The 17,289-nt window shown below is 71.2% G+C and carries 16 protein-coding genes and 1 pseudogene; 10 read left to right on the top strand and 7 right to left on the bottom strand.

All coding sequences use genetic code 11. The features are described from left to right. Positions 1-107: 107 nt before the first annotated feature. Complete coding sequence (locus ACIBD9_RS04160) at positions 108-1,004, top strand: LysR family transcriptional regulator (protein WP_396714348.1); 897 nt, start codon at positions 108-110, stop codon at positions 1,002-1,004. A gap of 90 nt (positions 1,005-1,094) precedes the next feature. Here ACIBD9_RS04160 and ACIBD9_RS04165 read toward each other — a convergent pair whose 3' ends face one another. The 5 genes from ACIBD9_RS04165 to ACIBD9_RS04185 all read right to left on the bottom strand — a co-directional run bounded on the left by ACIBD9_RS04165 (position 1,095) and on the right by ACIBD9_RS04185 (position 5,504). Continuing rightward, positions 1,095-1,733 (bottom strand): hypothetical protein, encoded by a 639-nt coding sequence (locus ACIBD9_RS04165; RefSeq protein ID WP_396714350.1) that lies wholly within the window; start codon positions 1,731-1,733, stop codon positions 1,095-1,097. Between the two features lie 96 nt (positions 1,734-1,829). Continuing rightward, a complete protein-coding gene (locus tag ACIBD9_RS04170; RefSeq protein ID WP_396714351.1) occupies positions 1,830-2,729 on the bottom strand; it encodes a GNAT family N-acetyltransferase in 900 nt (299 codons plus the stop codon). Between the two features lie 50 nt (positions 2,730-2,779). Then, a complete protein-coding gene (locus ACIBD9_RS04175) occupies positions 2,780-3,334 on the bottom strand; it encodes a hypothetical protein (RefSeq protein WP_396714353.1) in 555 nt (184 codons plus the stop codon). A 145-nt stretch (positions 3,335-3,479) separates the two neighbouring features. Continuing rightward, positions 3,480-4,640: a low temperature requirement protein A gene (locus ACIBD9_RS04180; RefSeq protein WP_396714355.1), complete on the bottom strand. Its 1,161-nt coding sequence runs from the start codon at positions 4,638-4,640 to the stop codon at positions 3,480-3,482. 75 nt (positions 4,641-4,715) lie between these two features. Then, positions 4,716-5,504 (bottom strand): SAM-dependent methyltransferase, encoded by a 789-nt coding sequence (locus tag ACIBD9_RS04185; RefSeq protein ID WP_396714357.1) that lies wholly within the window; start codon positions 5,502-5,504, stop codon positions 4,716-4,718. Positions 5,505-5,648: 144 nt separating this feature from the next. Here ACIBD9_RS04185 and ACIBD9_RS04190 point away from each other — a divergent pair, with 144 nt between their 5' ends. Beyond that, the gene (locus tag ACIBD9_RS04190) at positions 5,649-6,113 is read left to right on the top strand and encodes a hypothetical protein (protein ID WP_354943659.1); all 465 of its coding nucleotides are present in this window, start codon (positions 5,649-5,651) and stop codon (positions 6,111-6,113) included. A 79-nt stretch (positions 6,114-6,192) separates the two neighbouring features. Here the strand turns inward: ACIBD9_RS04190 and ACIBD9_RS04195 are convergent, their stop codons facing one another. Continuing rightward, positions 6,193-8,592 (bottom strand): glycoside hydrolase family 65 protein, encoded by a 2,400-nt coding sequence (locus tag ACIBD9_RS04195; RefSeq protein ID WP_396714359.1) that lies wholly within the window; start codon positions 8,590-8,592, stop codon positions 6,193-6,195. A 173-nt stretch (positions 8,593-8,765) separates the two neighbouring features. On the opposite strand from ACIBD9_RS04195, the gene ACIBD9_RS04200 reads away from it, so the two are divergent. Beyond that, the gene (locus tag ACIBD9_RS04200) at positions 8,766-9,395 is read left to right on the top strand and encodes a phosphatase PAP2 family protein (RefSeq protein WP_396714361.1); all 630 of its coding nucleotides are present in this window, start codon (positions 8,766-8,768) and stop codon (positions 9,393-9,395) included. A gap of 38 nt (positions 9,396-9,433) precedes the next feature. Here the strand turns inward: ACIBD9_RS04200 and ACIBD9_RS04205 are convergent, their stop codons facing one another. Next, complete coding sequence (locus ACIBD9_RS04205; protein ID WP_396714438.1) at positions 9,434-10,111, bottom strand: prepilin peptidase; 678 nt, start codon at positions 10,109-10,111, stop codon at positions 9,434-9,436. Between the two features lie 842 nt (positions 10,112-10,953). Here ACIBD9_RS04205 and ACIBD9_RS04210 point away from each other — a divergent pair. The 7 genes and pseudogenes from ACIBD9_RS04210 (at position 10,954) to ACIBD9_RS04240 (ending at position 17,273) form a co-directional block, all read left to right on the top strand. Beyond that, positions 10,954-11,463, top strand: a complete 510-nt coding sequence (locus tag ACIBD9_RS04210; protein ID WP_396714440.1) for a hypothetical protein — start codon at positions 10,954-10,956, stop codon at positions 11,461-11,463. Further along, positions 11,457-12,386: a hypothetical protein gene (locus ACIBD9_RS04215; RefSeq protein ID WP_396714363.1), complete on the top strand. Its 930-nt coding sequence runs from the start codon at positions 11,457-11,459 to the stop codon at positions 12,384-12,386. Before ACIBD9_RS04210 ends, ACIBD9_RS04215 begins: the two co-directional genes overlap by 7 nt. Then, the gene (locus ACIBD9_RS04220) at positions 12,383-13,045 is read left to right on the top strand and encodes an SAF domain-containing protein (RefSeq protein ID WP_396714365.1); all 663 of its coding nucleotides are present in this window, start codon (positions 12,383-12,385) and stop codon (positions 13,043-13,045) included. Before ACIBD9_RS04215 ends, ACIBD9_RS04220 begins: the two co-directional genes overlap by 4 nt. Positions 13,046-13,047: 2 nt before the next feature. Continuing rightward, complete coding sequence (locus ACIBD9_RS04225; RefSeq protein WP_396714367.1) at positions 13,048-13,848, top strand: ParA family protein; 801 nt, start codon at positions 13,048-13,050, stop codon at positions 13,846-13,848. Beyond that, positions 13,838-15,379 carry a CpaF family protein gene (locus ACIBD9_RS04230; protein WP_396714369.1) on the top strand — a complete coding sequence of 514 codons (1,542 nt, stop codon included), beginning with the start codon at positions 13,838-13,840 and terminating at the stop codon, positions 15,377-15,379. The genes ACIBD9_RS04225 and ACIBD9_RS04230 overlap by 11 nt, the downstream gene beginning before the upstream one ends. Then, positions 15,340-16,286: pseudogene (locus ACIBD9_RS04235) on the top strand (type II secretion system F family protein). Before ACIBD9_RS04230 ends, ACIBD9_RS04235 begins: the two are co-directional and overlap by 40 nt. Positions 16,287-16,403: 117 nt before the next feature. Further along, on the top strand, positions 16,404-17,273 hold the full coding sequence (locus ACIBD9_RS04240) for a type II secretion system F family protein (RefSeq protein ID WP_396714442.1): 870 nt from the start codon (positions 16,404-16,406) through the stop codon (positions 17,271-17,273). Positions 17,274-17,289: the final 16 nt, after the last annotated feature.

Consider the following 17,289-nt stretch of genomic DNA (forward strand, 5'->3'; position numbering starts at 1 on the left):
GTTCAGGCTGCCGGATGCTGTTCAGCGGCGGCGTCCATCAGCCTGCCCGGCGAGGCACCGGGCTACAAGATCACAACTGGTAACGTGCCATAACCCTTCGCTAATGCGTGGATCGGGAACAGTACATGGAACTCCGCGACATCGAGATCTTTCTGACCCTGGCGGAGGAACTGCACTTCACCCGCACAGCCGAGCGGCTGCACGTGACCCAGGCCCGGGTCAGCCAGGCGATCAAGAAGCAGGAACGTCGGATCGGCGCCGCCCTGTTCGAGCGGAACAACCGGCAGGTGGCACTCACACCGATCGGCCAACGGCTCTTCGACGACATCCGGCCCATGTACCGAGGTCTGCACGAGGGCATGGACCGGGCCAGGCTCGCCGCCCGCGGCAAGACCGGGGTGCTGCGGGTCGGGTCGATCGCCGTCAACCTTCACGACTTCCGCGAGTTGTTCGACGGGTTCGCGAAGGACCACCCTGAGTGCGAGGTGCAGCTCCGGCATGTCGACTTCGGTGATCCCTTCGGTCAGCTGCGCGCTGGCGACATCGACGTGCAGATCGTGTGGCTGCCCGTCAAGGAGCCGGACCTCACCGTCGGCCCGGTGATCTACACCGAACCCATCGTGCTGGCCGTCGGGGCAGGGCACCGGTTCGCCAGCCGTGAGTCGGTCTCCTACGAGGATCTGGCGGACGAGACGGTGATGGGCGGGGCCCGGCCGGACTACTGGCGGGAGATCCTGGTGCCCCTGCGCACACCCAGTGGCCGTCTGATCCGCATCGGCCCGTCCGTCTCCAACTTTCAGGAGATGATCCCGATCCTCGCCACCGGCGAGGCCGTCTCGCCCGTCCACGCCCAGGCCGCCCGCTACTACGCCCGGCCGGACATCGCCTATGTGCCCATCAGCGATGCCCCGCCTGCCCAGTGGGGGCTGATCTGGCGCACCGGCAACGAGACGAAACTGATCCGATCGTTCGCCGCCATCGCGGCGACAACAGCGTCCCGCTGAAATGCGAGCAAGGACTGACGGGCACCCGGACAGCAGCCGCTTGCAGTGGGCGGAAGGCCCGGCCGGCGGGTTCGGTGGGGGACGCGACGGCTACCCGTAGATGGTTTCCCGCAACGTCTCGATCCACACCACGTGAATGCGGTCCCAGCTGCGGTAGACGCTGCCGATGTAGGTGGTCTGCCGCGCCTCCATGCTCGTGCCAGATCCGCTCAGATAGAGGCGGTACAGCGCGTCGAGGTGCCCGGGCACAGCGGCATAGGGGTCCGCGGCGAGCCTGTCGAACTCACGCAACGCACGATCCTCGAAACTGATGAGACCAATCCGCCGGTTCTCCGGGAAGGGCGCCGGCCACTCCCGGTCAGACAGTTGGGACCCCTGTAGCCGCAGCTCCGTCAGGGCGTCCTGCGCATCGCCGAAATCGAGGACATGCAGCAGAGGCTCACCTCGCGGAAGGTGCTGGTCCCGGAGCGCCTCATGCCGCTGCCAATCCCGGGCCGGGTGGGTCGGTTCGTACGTCGGGGCGTTGTCCAGCCAACGGCGGATCAGGTCCCGGGCTTCGTTGCGCTCTCGTTCCTCTCTGTTCCGCTTCTCCGCGACGAGCAGATCAAGGCAGGACCTGCACCATGGCGTGCTGTGTCTGCGCTCGACGTCACTCCGCTCGCCCTGCGGAATCTGGAGCCCGCAACCGCGGCAGCGCTCCGACCGCCCCTCGAACAGTCGCTTGAACATCCATCGATACTTCCACGCCGGCAGCCCTTCGTCGGCTAGCCGCCGGCCAACCGGTGGACCCGAAGGACCGACGTCGCCCGGGAGCTGACCCGACCGCTACGCCGTCACCAGCCGTTTCTCGAACCAGTGGTGGGCGTAGTGCTCGGTGTTGTACGCCTCGATCTCCCGGTAACCGGTCGCCTGGTACAGGGCGATCGCCTCGGTGAGGTTGCGGTTGGTGTCCAGCCGGACCGCGGTCGCACCGCGCTCGGCCGCGTACCGTTCCAGCTCGCCCAGCAGCCGCCGCCCGACGCCGAGCCCGCGTACGGTGTCGGCCACCCACACCCGTTTGACCTCGGCGGGCGCGTCGGGGTGAAGTTTGACCGCGCCGCAGCCGATCGGTTCGCTGTTGAGGGTGGCGAGCAAAAGCACCCCGTTGGGCGGGACGAGCGCTTCATCGGGGAGCGGTTTGCTCAGTGCGGGGTCGAACCCGCCGTCAATTCGTCGTGCGATCTCGCGGACGTAGGCCCGCAGGCACGCACGGGCTCGCGGATCGCTCGGCGGGCACGGCTCGATGACGACCATCGAGCCCATGAGTAGCCGTTCGACCTCGGCCATGGCGGTGACGAGTCGTTCGCGACGCTCTTCGGTGAGCGGTTCGAGGATCGAGGCGGCGAGATCGTCCGACCGCTGATCGAGGTCGGCCCACTGGGTTCGGCCGGCGTCGGTGAGGGTGGCGACGCGGACGCGGCCGTCGCCACCGGTCTGGTCGGCCGACCCCACGGCGATGAGGCCGTCGTTCTCCAGGGTGCGCAGGAGGCGGCTGAGGTATCCGGAGTCCAGGCCGAGCCGGGCCCGTAAGGCGGCGACCTCGGCACCGGCGGGGCCGATCTCCCAGAGCAACCGAGCCTGGCCCAGTGGGCGCCCCTGGGCCATGTACTCGTCGTCGAGCGCGCCCACCCGTTGGGTGACCGTCCGATTGAACCGCCGCACGGCGGCGATGAGACCCGAGTCCATATACCTGACTTTAGTCAGGCATATGGACGGGAGCTAGGTCTCGACCGCGATCAAAGCGCCTCGGCTCCGCCGCCGCGAGGATGCGGCGCATTGCCGACACTGAGCCCGGCAGCGGCCCGCCCCTGCTCGAAAGCCATGATGTCGTTCACGGCTTCGACGAAGGACTTGTCGAAGTCGCCATAGTAGATCTCCTGGGCCACCCGCCACCGGTCATGGTTGGCTGGCACCGCCAGAATCCTGTTCAAGAATGTCGATTGAACCTTCATATCCTTCGCCATCCGCGCGAAGTCACCCTCATACAGGTCGTCATAGAACCCCTGAAAGGCATCAAGGAGCACGCTGAGATAGGCGATGCTTCTCGCCTCGTCAAGGCTCGTCGACCGATCCAAGCCATGCACTTCATACAGCAACTCCGGGTGAGCCAGCGTCGCTTCATTAGCAACATTGAACCCGCTGAACAGAGTGGCGACATTCTGCCGCTGCAAGCCCTTCCCAGCGATCTCTGCGCTGCGTACGGCACCCTTGGCGTTCTGCAAGGCGAAGTGGGCCGCAATTATTGCCACTACGGCGGAAAGGGCCGCTGCCACTGCCGCAATAACGTCCATCTGAAGTTGGGGCTCCTAACCAGGCAACCGGCACATTCGCGATCTGAACCACCCAACTTAGCAGTAGCGGGCAAGCGGCGGCCAAACACCAATATCCGGTACGCGAGCGGACCGGAGGTGAAAACAGAAGCCGATGGCGCGACCGTCATCGGGGCTGGATGTGGCGGTAGGACCGGATTCCGGCGTGGTCCAGGACGACCACCACGAGCACCACGCCGGTGGCGACCGCGCTGACCGCCAACAGCGGCAGCCGTGGGACCGCCGCCGCACCGATCAGCACGAACAGGGCGGCGACCCGGGGCCAGGAGAGTCGACGGTGGATCGCCGCCGAGAAGAGGATCCGCCCAGCGAGGAACAGCGTTGGACCGCTCAGGATGACCAGGACCGCCGTCCTGTCGCCGGCCCGTAGGGGGTGGGCGATGCTCAGTTCGGCGCCGACGGCGGTGACCACCAGCCCGGCGACCATCACCAGGTGCAGGTATCCGGTGGTGACGCCGAGTCGGGACGGGTCGGCGCGCTCGATGGCCGGGCCGAGGCGCTGACCGGCGGGCGTGACGTAGAGCAGACCGATCAGCACCCCGGTGGCGAAGACCAGCAGGAACGCGGCGGTCTGCGCAAGGGCGAGGTCGGTGCCGGCATACGAGATGCCCGCGACCAGGACGAGCTCGCCGAGCGCAATGATCATGATTTGTTGGTACCGCTCGGCGAAGTGCTCGCCGGCCAGGCGCAACTCCTGCGGCCGGGTCCGGCCCATCCGTGGAGTGGGCCAGCCGAGTCGGGGGCCGGTGAGGTCGACGGCGAGGGCGAGCAGCCAGAGCGGCACCCGCCACTCCGGCAGAAACCCACCGGCCAGCCACGGTACGGCGGAGACGCTGAACCAGCAGAGGATGCGCAGCGCCCGGCTCTGCCGCGGGTGACCGCGCAGCGCGAGGACGGTGAACGCGCCCCGGCCGACATGCACGAAGACGTACGCGCCGGCGAAGAGCAGGCCCCGCCCGTCCAACGCCTGCGGGATCGCCACCCCGGCCAGCAGGCTGCCCAGCGCGGCGCCGACCAGCAACCCCCGCACCGCCGGGCTCTCCGGGTCGTACCAGTCGGCGAACCAGGTGGTGGTCACCCAGATCCACCAGACCCCGGTCAACAGCACGGCGGTACGGAGCGCGCCGGCGACGCTGAGGTCGTGCAGCAGGTGGGCGGCCAGCTGACTGAGGGCGAGCACGAATGCCAGGTCGAAGAAGAGCTCCAGGAACGAGGCGCTCAGCGGCGAGTCACCGCCCCGCAGCAGCCGCTCGGGTCTGCTCGCCATCGGCGCTCCTCCCGCTGGCGCACGCCCTGCGTCCGTCGTACCACCCGAGGCCGGCCACCGGAGGCGAAAGCGGGGTCAGCGGCGGACGCCGACCCCCGCGTACCCGTGTGCGTCCACGGTCTCCGGCTCACCGTCCGGTCGCCACCGGGTGGTGGCGACCAGGCCGGGTTCCACCAGGTCGTACCCGGCGAAGAAGCGTGCCGTCTCGGCGCGCGTGCGGGGCACCAGGGGGGCGCTGCTGTTGCGGTAGACGGCCTGGCCGCGCTCGGCCAGCTCCGGCGGGATGCCGTCCAACGTCAGGTGGGACAGCACCAGGTGACTGCCGGGCACGGTGGCGTCCCGCAGCCGGGCGACCGCCGCCCACGGGTCGTCGTGGTCCGGCACGAAGTGCAGCACCGCGAGGAGCAGCACCGCCACCGGCTGGTCCAGGTCGAGGGTGGCCCGCACGTCCGGGTGGGCGAGCAGCTCGTCCGGTCGTCGCAGGTCGCCCCGCACGACCGCGGTGCCGGGTACACCCGTCAGCAACTGCCGGGCGTACCCGACGGCCACCTCGTCGTAGTCGACGTAGACCACCCGCGCGTCGGGTGCCACGGCCCGCACCACCTGGTGCACGGCGTCCTGGGTGGGCAACCCGGCCCCGACGTCCAGGAACTGGCGTACGCCCTGCTCGGCGGCGTACCGGACGGCTCGGCGCAGGAAGTGCCGGTTGGTCTGGGCGGCGACCCCGGTCTCCGGGAAGATCTCCAGCACCCGGTCGGCTGCGGCCCGGTCGGCCGGGAAGTTGTGGCTGCCCCCGAGGAAGTAGTCGTACATCCGGGCGACGTTGGGTCGGGTGGTGACGTCAGGTGCCGGCTGGTCGGTCATGCGGGATCCCTTCGGCGGCGGGAGCGGAACCGATGTCTAGCACCCGTGGCGACGACCCGCTGACCCCTCGTGTCGTTGATCCGGCTGCGCCCATGGTCACCGCTGACCACGGTGGGGGCACCGACTCAACGAGGAGGGACGCCGATGACGGCTCAGCGCGAGACCGTGCAGGTCGATCACGACCTGTTCCGCGCCGTGTACGACTCGCCCGCATCACTGCCCGGCCGACACCGCTGGACCACCCCCGAGTCGGACGTCCGGCGGCTGGAGAAACTGCTCGGCATGCCGGCACGCAGCATCGGCGCCCCGCTCTGGGTCAGCGGCGACGAACCCGACTGCCCGAAGTGCCGCCGGCGGGTCACCTGGTACGACATCGTCTCGTCGGCGCTCTCCGGTCTGCACGACAAGGCCATGATCGCCACGGTCATCCTGGGCGAGCGCAAGTACGTCAACACCGAGATCCCGGACGCCATCGCCGGGGTGCGCTGCTCCGACTGTCACACCGCGATCGACGGCCTGCGCAGCTTCAAGTGCCACAACTGGGCGTACGCCTTCGAGGAGCTGGAGGCCGTCCGCGAGCGGATGGCCGGCGGTCTCGCGCCGACCTGAGCCCGGGCCGCAACGACCTGGGCCCGGAGCCCCGGTCCGAGCCCGAGCCGTGGTCGGGCCCTGGACCGGCCGCGGCGGCTCAGTCGGTCGAGCGGCGGGTGGGGCGGCGGCCGGGCGGGGAGGGCGGCTCCGGGCCGGGGTCGGGCACCGGCGGCATCGGCCGGGTGACCGGCTCGGAGCCGGTGACGCGCAGCGACTCGCCGTGGTGCCACAGCTCGACCTCGGCATCTGCGGCGGCGTCGGGCAGCTCGTAGCGGGCCTCGGCCGGAGTCAACGTGACCCGCAGCCGGTGGCCGCGCCAGCGCAGGCTGAACGCCAGCCGGTCGATCCGTCGTGGCAGCCGAGGGTCGAAGGAGAGCACCCGCCGGTCGTCGCGCAACCCTCCGAAGCCCTGCACCAGCGCCAGCCACGCGCCGGCCAGCGAGGCCAGGTGCAGCCCGTCGGCGGTCTTGTCGCCCAGGTCGGCCAGGTCCTGTAGGACCGACTCGGCGAACAGGTCGTACGCCAGGTCCAGGTGCCCGACCTCGGCGGCCAGCACGGCCTGCGGGGCCGCCGACAGCGACGAGTCGCGGACGGTGCGGGCCTGGTAGTAGGCCAGGTTGCGGGCCTTCTCGTCGGCGGTGAACTCACCGGGGCAGAGCTGCATGGCCAGCACCAGATCGGCCTGTTTGACCACCTGTTTGCGGTACAGCTCCAGGTACGGGAAGTGCAGCAGCAACGGGTAGTCGTCGTCGCCGGTGTTCGCGAAGTCCCACTCGGGTTGTTCGGTGAAGCCGGCGGCCTGCTGGTGCACCCCGCGCTCGCGGTCGTACGGGATGGCCATCGCGTCGGCGGCGGCCCGCCAGCCGGCCACCTCGTCGCGGTCCACGCCGAGCCGGTCGGCCAGCTCGGGATGCCCCTCGGCGGCGTCCGCAGCGCCGCGCAGATTGCGCTTCGCCATCAGGTTGGTGAAGACGTTGTCGTCGACCAGCGCGGCGTACTCGTCCGGGCCGGTCACGCCGTGCAGGTGGAAGTCGCCCTCGCCCGACCAGTGGCCGAAGCCGTGCCAGAGCCGGGCCGTCTCCACCAGCAGTTCCAGCCCCGCCTCGGCCAGGAACCGCTCATCGTCGGTGGCCGCCAGGTAACGCAACACCGCGTCGGCGATGTCGGCGTTGACATGCAGTGCGGCGGTGCCCGCCGGCCAGTAGCCGGAGCTTTCCCGGCCACCGATGGTGCGCCACGGGAAGGTCGCGCCGGTCAACCGCAGCTCGGCGGCCCGCTCCCGCGCCTCGGGCAGGTGGGCGTGCCGCCACCTCAGCGCCGAGCGGGCCACCGCCGGGGCCAGGTAGGTGAGCACCGGCAGGACGTAACTCTCGGTGTCCCAGAGCACGTGCCCGTCGTAGCCGTTGCCGGTCAACCCCTTCGCCGAGATGGTCCGGTCGGAGTCCGGACGACCGGCCTGGATCAGGTGGAACATCGCGAACCGAACGGCCTGCTGAAGCTCCGGATCGCCGTCGAGCTGCACGTCGGCGACCTGCCAGGCCGCGTCCAGGGCGGCGCGCTGGTCGGTGAGCAGTGCGTCGAAGCCGTCCGCGCGGGCCGCGTCCGCCTCGGCGGCGACCAGGGCGGCCAACTCGTCGGCGGGCGTCGCGCCGACCGCCGCCCACTCGTAGGCGGCGAACTTCGTCAGCCGCAACCGCTCCCCCCGGTGCAGGCGACCCGTCACGGTCAGCCGGACCCGGTCCGGGGTGCAGTCACCGGTGGTGGTCACCGTGCCCGGCCCCTCCAGCAGGTGACTGACCGCGACCGCGACACGCTGACCGCTGCGCTCGGTGCGGTGCACCAGCACGCCGTCGAGGCCGGTCGCACGGTACGTCTCGGCGGTCAGCGGGTCGGTGGGCACCGAGGCCGCCCGGGGGTCGTCCGAACGCTCCGGCACCTTCTCGTTGGCCAGCAGATCCGAGCAGACCCGCAGCTCGACGGCGGTGTCCAACGGCTCGACCTCGTACCGGACGGCGGCCACCGGGCGACGCGGCAGGGACACCAACCGGGTGCTGCGGATGCGTACGCCCCGCCCGGCCGGTGAGATCCACTCGGTCTCCCGGCGCAGCACGCCGGTACGCAGGTCGAGCACCCGTTCGTGGCTGCGCAGCGTCCCGGTCCGGAGATCCAGCGGCTCGTCGTCGACCCAGAGTCGGATCAGTGCGGCGTTCGGTGCGCTGATGACGGTGTCGCTGGCCGACGGGAACCCGTACCCCTCCTCGGGATAGCTCAGCTCGCGCCGCTCGTGGAAGCCACTGACGTAACTGCCCGGCATTCCGCACGGGGCGCCCTCGTCGAGCACCCCGCGCCAGCCGATCCACCCGTTGCCCAACGCGAAGATCGACTCGGTCTCGCCGAGCCGGTCCAGGTCGGCCTCCGTACGCCGGATCCGCCAGGTCTCGTCGTCCGCCGCCGCGGCGGTGGACTGCGGTTGATCGGTGGCCGAGCCGGTCTGCACGAAGCCTCCCGTGGATGCGGACGTCGTCCTGGACCAGCCAACCAGAGCCGGCTGTGCGAATCCTGGACGAAGGTGGTGAGGAGCGTCCGACCTTCGACAGGAGCGGTGCCCTCTGGCGCGTTCATAGGGTGTGCCCAAGGTGAACAGGGTATGAACGTGAAGTGAGGTGATGCATGCTCGACAACGGCAGCATGGACGTTCCGGAGATCAGCGCCGAGTGGTACAGCGACGTCGTCGACGCCGCCGCCGGCAGCCCAGAGCCGGTGCAGTGGTTCGTCGGACACGCCACCGAGGGGGTGATCCTGCTGCTCGGCGCGTTGCTGCTGATGGCCGCGCTGAGCCGCCGGTCCGGCGGCCCGCACGACCGGGCACTCGCCCTGATCGCGCCGGTGCCGGCCATCCTGGCGTACGTGGGCAGTGAGTTCCTCAAGACCGTGGTGGACGAGGAGCGCCCCTGCCGGAGCATCGGCCGAGAGATCATCGCGGGCGCCTGCCCACCCCCGGGCGACTGGTCGTTTCCCAGCAACCACGCCACCATCGCCGGCGCGCTGGCGGTCACCACACTGCTGCTCTCCCGCCGACTCGGCCTGGTCGCGCTACCCCTGGCCGCGCTCGGCGCCTTCTCCCGGGTCTTCGTGGGCGTGCACTACCCGCACGACGTGATCGCGGGCGTGTTGTTCGGTGCCCTGGTCGCCGTGGTGGTCACCCCGTTGCTGGCCCGCCCGACCGGCGAGGTGCTCCGCCGCCGGGCCAACCGCCCCGACAGCCCGGTCCCCAAACTGGCCAGCCGCTCTGGCCCCTGACCACCGGCGTACCCCTCCCCGCCCATCGGGGCGGCGGGTCAGGTCGCCAGCAGGAGGGCAGCCGTTGTGCCCAGCAGCAGGAACGGGCCGAACGGCAGGTGCGTGCTCCAGTTGGCGCGGCGGGTGGCCAGCAGGCCCAGACTCACCAGGGCGGAGAGCCCGGAGGTGAGCAGCAACCCGAACAGCAGCACCGGCCAGCCGTACCAGCCGAGCAGCGCTCCGACGCTGAGCGCCAGCTTGGCGTCGCCCAGCCCGAAGCCGCGCCGACCGAGCAGCAGCGCAGTGCTGGCGAAGAAGAGCGCCAGCCCCGTGCCGCCGAGGACGGCCCGCAGCCAGTGACCGGGGTCGGCGTCGAGCGCGGCGACGCCGAGCAGCAGCCAGGTCCCGGCCGCCGCGGGCAGGGTGAGCCGGTCCGGCAACCGATGCACGGCCAGGTCGACGAAGATCGCCGGGATGGTCCAGCCGAGCCACCAGATCAGGGCCGGCAGCGTCCCGCCCGACGGACCGGCAATCGTCAGCAGCACCGCCGCCGCGAGCACGGCCAGCTCGACCGTGCCCGGCGGTGGGCCGACCCGGGCGCGGCAGCGAACGCACCGGGCGGCCGGACCCAGCGCCGGCCAGGGGCGGGTCAGGCCGACCGGCGCGCCGCAGGCGTCGCAGGCGGTCCGGCTGGGCAGGCCCGGGGGTACGGCGTAGCGCAGCGCGGCCAACCGCATCAGCGGGCTGATCGCGAGGATCGCGAGCCCGGCCGACACCCGACTTCGCGCCACCCCCGGAACGTGCCCCGCTCGTCGTTCCGGCAGCGGAGAGGACGTTGCCCGACGGGCGGATTCGGTCGTAGCGCCGGACGGTGGGGGTGCCGGGCTCCGATCGGGCGGGGTTTCCCGACCGGGGACGGCCGCTGGGGGGCCGGTCAGCGCCATGTCGCCTCCCGTGCGGCCGAACGCTCCCTCGTGTCGACGAACACGGATCGTGATCGAGCACCCGCTGCGGTGTAGCGGATGGCGCAGAAAGCGACCTGCCGGCCGAAGCCTGCGGAGGGGCTCTCGACCGCCTGCGAGTCGGACGAGGCGGTCCGCCGAGCGGTCGACAAGGCCGTTCGAATGCCGGGATGAGGCCACGATGTCCCACTCCCGGGACCGGTGGTGAGACTCCGGTGAGCCCATCCGACCCGGTGCCGCCCCATCAATAACGACCTTTCGCTCGACCATTGCTCGGGGCGCAGTGTGGACACCCGCCACCACCACCTGTCATCACGCAGAGTGTTCGCTCGAATTGCCTCTGTTGCATCGGCGAGCGTCAGCCTATGCTCGCCCCTTGGGTGTGACGCAAGCCTCACCTTCACCATCGGACGACACAGGACCCCGAATTCGCAAAAGATCCGTAACGGTGAATGCAGAAGCGCAATGAACGGCTCCGGATGTGCTGATCCGGGCGCGCTTCCGCATGCCCGACGGCGGTGAACCGTCACCGCCCCGGGCGACCACGAGGAGGCTCGACGGTGCGCGGACGGCAGCTCAGAAGAGCGGCAATCTGCCTGCTGGCGGTCGTGGCGGCGATGCCGGTCACCGCATGCGCCAGCGGACGGGAAACGGCCGAACGGCCTACGGAAGTTCGCGACAACAGGCCCCGGACCGATCCCGACGTCGAACGACGCGCTGCCGAAAAGGCGGCACTTGACGCGTACTCCGGGTATCTCGCGGCCTCGCGCACGGCGGGCCTGCGCAGTGATCCCCGTTCACCGGAACTGTCCCGGTTCCTCGGTGATCCACTTTTGACTCGGGTTCGGGTGTCCATTCGCGAGGCTAAGGAGCACGGCGCTATGCGTACCGGGACATTCAAGTCCGACCCGACCGTGACCGCCGTCAGCCTGGACGCGAAGCCGGCCACCGTGGAGATCCAGGACTGCCTGGACACGACCGGCTACCGACTGGTCTACGCGAAGGACAAGCGCCCGGTCCCGGGCAGCGGCGGCGGCAGACACCTCTCCACCGCCACCGCGGCCCGTTATCCCGACGGCCGCTGGCTGATCAACTACGGCGCGACGCACCGGGACCAGCCGTGCTGAGCGGGGCCGCGACAACCCGACGGGTGCTCGCCGGAATCGGCCTCACGCTCCTGCTGGTGGTCGGTGCGACCCCGCCGGCCGACGCCGCCCTACGGGCCGACCCGGGAGCGGGCTGCCCACCCGACCAACCCGACTGCAGCGTCTGGGACGACGAGCCCGGCAATCCCGGTGATCCCGGGGGCGGGGACAACGGTGGGGGCGGGGACGACGGTGGCGGTGGCGGCGGCGTCTGCCAGTGGAACGGACGGACCATCGCCTGCTACGACGAGGACCTGGGCTGGTTCAACAACGGCAACGGGTGCTACTACAAGCTGACCGAGATGCCGATCGAGCCCCCCGAGGGTCACCAGTGGTACCTGGAAACCTGCAACGGCGGCGACCTGGGTAGCCAGCAGCCGGTGGCGCTGGCCGATCCGCCGGCCGGCTTCGGCGCGCCGCCGGACCCGGAGGAGCTGGCCCGTCGCGCCCTGGCGTCGATCAAGCTGCTGCCGGCGCGGCTGAAGGTCGCCCCCCGTAAGGACATCGGTCCGGGCCTGGTCGGCCTGCCCGTGTGGATGTGGGCAACCGCGGGAAAGAACTACTTCGGCCCGTTATACGCCGACGAGTCCGACCGGGGTTTGACCGTCTACATCGAAGCGAAGGTCGACCGGATCGTCTGGGACATGGGCAACGGCGAGAAGGTCACCTGCTACGGCGCCGGCACCGAGTACAAGGCCACGGGCACGCGGGCGGGTGCCACCTCCCCGGACTGCGGCTACGACGAGGGCTACTCGAAGGCAGACACCTACAAGGTCACCGCCACCACGCACTGGACGGTGAACTGGTGGACCAACAGCGACGCCACGAGGCGGGTGATCCCGCAGACCCGGAGAAGCGGCATCGTGCAGATCAGGATCAACGAACTCCAGGTGGTCACCAGATGAGCCTCGCGACGCGCAACGGGACCCCGTCGCTGGACGCGCCCGTCACCCCGCCCACGGTGGTCCGGCAGCGCCGGGTACGCCCCGGGTTGCTCGGTCTCGCCGTACTCCTGATCGCCCTGGGCGGGCTGGGCGCCGCGTTCGCGGTCACCTCCGTACGGGCCACGGGTAGCTATCTGGCGGTGGCCCGACCGGTGGAGGTGGGCCGCGAGATCAGCGCCGCCGACCTGGTCACCGTCCAGGTCGCCGGCGGCCAGGGGCTGCGCCCGGTGCCCGCCGGACGGCTCGACGAGGTGGTCGGCAAACGGGCCGCGGTCGCGCTGCTTCCGGGCACGCTGCTGACCCTGGGACAGGTCACCAACGATCCGCTGCTCGGCCCCGGCCAGCAGCAGATCGCGCTCGGCCTGAAGACCGCCCAGGTGCCGGCCCGCGAACTGCACCCCGGCGACAAGGTCCTGCTGGTCAGCACCCCGGACAACAACGCCAACGGGGACACGGCCGCCGCCGCCGGCACCCGGTTCGCGGCCACTGTCATCGACATGGTCAGCCCGGCCAACGACGACAAGGTCCTGTACCTGGCGCTGCTCACCCGTGATGTGCCCGCCGTGGTGGCGCTCGCCGCACAGGAACGACTCGCCGTCGTGCTGACCGAGGCGGCCTGAACATGGCGATCATCGCGCTGGTGTCCGCGAAGGGTTCGCCCGGCGTCACGACCTCGGCGCTGGCCTGCGCGCTGGCCTGGCACCGACGGCTGGTGATCGCCGAGTGTGACCCGGCCGGCGGCTCGATCCTCGCCGGATACCTCGGCGGCCAACTGGACGGCCCGCGCGGCATCGGAGAGCTGGCCGTCGGGGAGTTGCGCGACGGCAACCTGGAGACCGCGTTCTGGTCGCAGCTCGTCGACCTGGACGCACCCCGCCGGGAACGGCTGTTGCTGCCCGGCCTCGTCGACCCGGCTCAGAGCGGCAGCGTCACCCCGCTCTGGCAGCGCTTCGCCGACTACTTCGACGCCCTCGACCGCGGCACCCCCGGCTACGACGTCCTGGTCGACTGCGGCCGACTGCACGTGACCGGACCGCCGTGGCCGGTGCTGCGGGCCGCCTCGGTGGTGCTGTTGGTGACCCGGGCACACCTGCCGGACCTCTCCGGCACCCGCGCCGTGGTCACCGCGATCGAACGGGACTTCGTCGAGCACCGGGTGCCCCCGGGCACACTGCGGCTGCTGCTGGTCGGCGGCGGGCACGGGCGGGCCGAGATCAGCCGCGCCCTGAAACTGCCGGTCATCGCACGGCTGCCGCACGATCCGCGTACCGCCGGGGTGCTCGCCCTGGGCGGGACGGTGCGGGCCGGACGGCCGCTGATGCGCGCGGCGGCCGCGCTGGAGGTCCCGATCGGGGCGCTCCTGGAGCGGCGACGGGCCCGGTTGGCGTGGCCCGTGCAGCAGGGGGTGCCGGATGCGGTTTGAGCCGGTCTCCACCGATCCGCGCCAACAGCCACCGGGCGTGACCTCCACCGCGCCGCCTCTGGCCGGGCCGAACGGCCGGCACCACCAGTCCGGGCCACAGCCGCAGCCGGCACCCGCGGCCACCCCGCCACCGGAGTCGCCGCCCCGGCCCCGGATGGACTTCCAGGTGGTCCGGGAGCTGCGTCGGGAACTCACCGAACGGCTCACCCTCTGGCAGCGCGGCCGGGAGTTCACCGTCGAGGAGGAGGACACCGAGCGGGCCCGACTCGCCGTCACGGTGGTCGCCGCGTACGCGGACTCGGTGCGCCGGGCCGGCACGCCGATGGCTGCCGGCGACGAACGCCTGCTGCTCGATCAGGTGACCGCCGAGTTGGTCGGGCTCGGCCGGCTACAGACGCTGCTGGTCGACGACACCATCGAGGAGGTGCACATCCTCGGCTGCGACCAGGTCCGCATCACCCGGCACGGCGGTGGGGTGGACTGGGCCGAGCCGATCGCCGACAGCGACGCCGAGCTGGTGGAGATCCTCCAGGCGGCGGCCCGTCGGGCGGGCGCGACCGAGCGGTCCCTCTCCACCGTGAAGCCCACCCTCGACCTGCAACTGCCCGACGGCAGCCGGCTGGCCGCGGTGTTCCTGGTCAGCCACCGCCCGTACGCGGTGATCCGCAAGCACAACACCCTGGACGTGAGCCTCGACGACCTCGCGGGCGCCCGAGGTGACCTGGACGAGATGATCGACCCGCTGCTGCGCGACTTCCTCCGCGCCGCGATGCGCGCCGGTCTGAACATCATGGTCGCCGGGTTGGCCGGTGCCGGAAAGACCACTGTCATCCGGGCGCTGATGAACGAGATCCCGCCCGACGAGCCGTACGTGCTGCTGGAGGAGAGTCGGGAGCTGCTCCCGGCCCGTCGCCGGGAGCGGCACCGGGCGGTGATGAGCTTCGAGGCCCGGGAGGGCCACGGCGAGCGCGGCTTCGACGGCCGCCCGGCCGGTGAGGTGACCATCGCCGACCTGATCCCGCTGTCGCTGCGGATGGGCGTGCTGCGGATCATCGTGGGCGAGGTGCGGTCCCGGGAGATCGTGCCGATGCTCCAGGCGATGACCACCAGCCGGGGGTCGATGTGCACCATCCACGCCCGTACCGCCGCCGGGGTGGGTGAACGGATCGTCGAGCTGGCCCTGGCGCACGGCCGCGAGATGACCGTCGACCAGGCCCGCCGGATGGCCGGCAACGCGCTCGACCTGATCGTCTACGTCACCATCGAGGACGAGACCGCGATCGGCGGGCGGAAACACCGGTTCGTCTCCCATGTGGAGGAGGTGATCGGGGCCGGCGAAGCAGGTCGGATCACCACCACCACGGTCTTCGGGCCCGGCCCGGACGGTCGTGCGGTCCCCCGGCACCTGCCGGAACGGGTCCGCGACCAGTTGCTGCGGGTGGGTTACGACGCGCGGTTGCTGACCCGGTGGGTCGAGGCCGGTGCCGGCGCCTGGCGGCGGCCTCGGCAGACCCGACTGGCCCGGCGGTGACCTGATGCTCGGCAGCCTGGAGTTGATCGCGGTGGTCTCCGGGGCCGCCTGTGTGGCCGGGTTGCTGCTGGCCGTGGTCGCGCTGGTCGGCACCCGTAGACCCCCCGGGCCGCGCCCGGGCAGCGGGCCGGGGCTGAGCCGACTGTGGCGCGGGCCGGGCAGCACTCCGGCCGAGCAGCGGGCCTACCAGGCACTGCTGGTCGCCGCGCTGGTCGCCGGCGCGTTGGCGTTCCTGTTGACCGGGCTGCCGGTGGTGGGCCTGCTGGTGGCGGTGGCGGTGCCCGGCACCCCGTGGCTGTTCGGGGTGGGCAAGGCCGAACAGCGGGCGATCGCCCGGATCGAGGCGGTCGGCGAGTGGACTCGCCGACTCAAGGACGTCTCCGGCACCGGGCAGGGCCTCCAGCAGGCGATCATCGGGACGATCGGGAGCGTGCCACCCGGCGTCGAGGACGAGGTACGGCTGCTCGCCGCCCGGCTACAGGCCGGCTGGATGGCCCGCTCCGCGCTGCTGGCGTTCGCCGACGAGATCGCCGACCCGGTCTGCGACCAGGTGGTCGCGGCGCTGATCCTGCACCTGTCCGACCGGGGTGAGCGGCTGGGTGACGTGCTCGGTTCGATCGCCGGCGCGGCGTCCGCGGAGGTGGCCACCCGTCGGGAGATCGAGGCCAAGCGCACCCAGCCGCGCTTCGCGGTCCGCTTCCTCACCGGAATGACGCTGGCGACCCTGGCGTACGGGCTGGTCAACGCCGAGTACATCAGGCCGTACGGCACACCGGTGGGTCAGCTGGTGATGGCCGTCCTCGGCACCGCCTTCATCGGCCTGCTGGCCTGGGTGCGGTCGATGAGCCAGCCGCAACGGCCGGCCCGGTTCCTGCCGGCGCCCGACCCGGCCGAGGTGATCGCGTGAGCGCGAGGAGTGCAGCGCAGCGGAGCCCCGCAGTCGCGAACGAAAGGCCAGCCCGGTGAGCGCGAGGAGTGCAGCGCAGCGGAGCCCCGCAGTCGCGAACGAAGGGCGGCTCCCGTGATCGTGAACTGGCAGTTGGCCATCGCGGTCTGCGGTGGTGCCGGGGTCGGCCTGGGCGTGTTCCTGGTGATCCGGGAGCTGGTGCCGGCGACACCGGCGCTGGGGCCGGCCCTGCGCCGACTGCACCAGCCGCCGGGCACCGGTCGTCTCGCCGCGCCCGCGTCCCGGCGACTCGACTGGCTGACCGGGATGTCCCGCTGGTTGCGGCCGCCGCAGATGCAGCTCGCCCTGATCGGTCAGACCTCCGAGCAGTACGCCCTGTCGGTGTTGCTCTCCGCGCTGATCGGGTTGGCCACGCCGACTCTGCTCGGGGCGGCGCTGTGGGTGCTCGGCGTTCCGTTCCCGGTTGTCGTGCCGGTGCTCGGCAGCCTCGGCCTGGCGCTGCTGGGCGGTCTGCTGGCACACCGCGCCGTGGTGACCAAGGCCAACGCGGCCCGCGACGAGTTCCGCCAGGCGGTCTGCACGTACCTCGATCTGGTGGCCTTGCAGCTCTCTGCCGCGCACGGGCCGGTGCAGTCGCTGGAGCGGGCGGCGGCGGTCTGCGACGGTTGGGTGTTCGACCGGCTCCAGGAGTCGCTGCGGATCGCCCAGATGCAGATGCACGCGCCCTGGGACGAGTTGCGCGACCTCGCCGACAAGATCGGTATTCCGGAGTTGGGTGACGTCGGCGCGATCATGCGCTCCTCGGGAAGCGAGGGAGCGCAGGTGCACGAGACCCTGCGCAGCCGCGCCGACTCGCTGCGCGACCAGATCCGCACCGACAACCTCGCCCGCGCCGAGGGGGTCACCAGCAAGCTCGACATCCCGGGCGCACTGCTCGTCTTCGTGCTGCTCGGGTTCGTCCTCTATCCGTTCATCGCCCGTGTCTGACCCCGTCCCCTGAAGG

The organism is Micromonospora sp. NPDC050784 (genome assembly GCF_044456765.1).
Taxonomy (GTDB): Bacteria; Actinomycetota; Actinomycetes; order Mycobacteriales; family Micromonosporaceae; genus Micromonospora; species Micromonospora foliorum.

Coding starts and splice junctions, on each gene's coding strand:
- ACIBD9_RS04175 (WP_396714353.1), bottom strand. CDS start 3,334: ATGGACGTTATTGCGGCAGTGGCAGCGGCCCTTTCCGCCGTAGTGGCA.
- ACIBD9_RS04230 (WP_396714369.1), top strand. CDS start 13,838: ATGCGGTTTGAGCCGGTCTCCACCGATCCGCGCCAACAGCCACCGGGC.
- ACIBD9_RS04205 (WP_396714438.1), bottom strand. CDS start 10,111: ATGCGGTTGGCCGCGCTGCGCTACGCCGTACCCCCGGGCCTGCCCAGC.
- ACIBD9_RS04170 (WP_396714351.1), bottom strand. CDS start 2,729: ATGGACTCGGGTCTCATCGCCGCCGTGCGGCGGTTCAATCGGACGGTC.
- ACIBD9_RS04200 (WP_396714361.1), top strand. CDS start 8,766: ATGCTCGACAACGGCAGCATGGACGTTCCGGAGATCAGCGCCGAGTGG.
- ACIBD9_RS04180 (WP_396714355.1), bottom strand. CDS start 4,640: ATGGCGAGCAGACCCGAGCGGCTGCTGCGGGGCGGTGACTCGCCGCTG.
- ACIBD9_RS04165 (WP_396714350.1), bottom strand. CDS start 1,733: ATGTTCAAGCGACTGTTCGAGGGGCGGTCGGAGCGCTGCCGCGGTTGC.
- ACIBD9_RS04190 (WP_354943659.1), top strand. CDS start 5,649: ATGACGGCTCAGCGCGAGACCGTGCAGGTCGATCACGACCTGTTCCGC.
- ACIBD9_RS04220 (WP_396714365.1), top strand. CDS start 12,383: ATGAGCCTCGCGACGCGCAACGGGACCCCGTCGCTGGACGCGCCCGTC.
- ACIBD9_RS04210 (WP_396714440.1), top strand. CDS start 10,954: ATGCCGGTCACCGCATGCGCCAGCGGACGGGAAACGGCCGAACGGCCT.
- ACIBD9_RS04225 (WP_396714367.1), top strand. CDS start 13,048: ATGGCGATCATCGCGCTGGTGTCCGCGAAGGGTTCGCCCGGCGTCACG.
- ACIBD9_RS04185 (WP_396714357.1), bottom strand. CDS start 5,504: ATGACCGACCAGCCGGCACCTGACGTCACCACCCGACCCAACGTCGCC.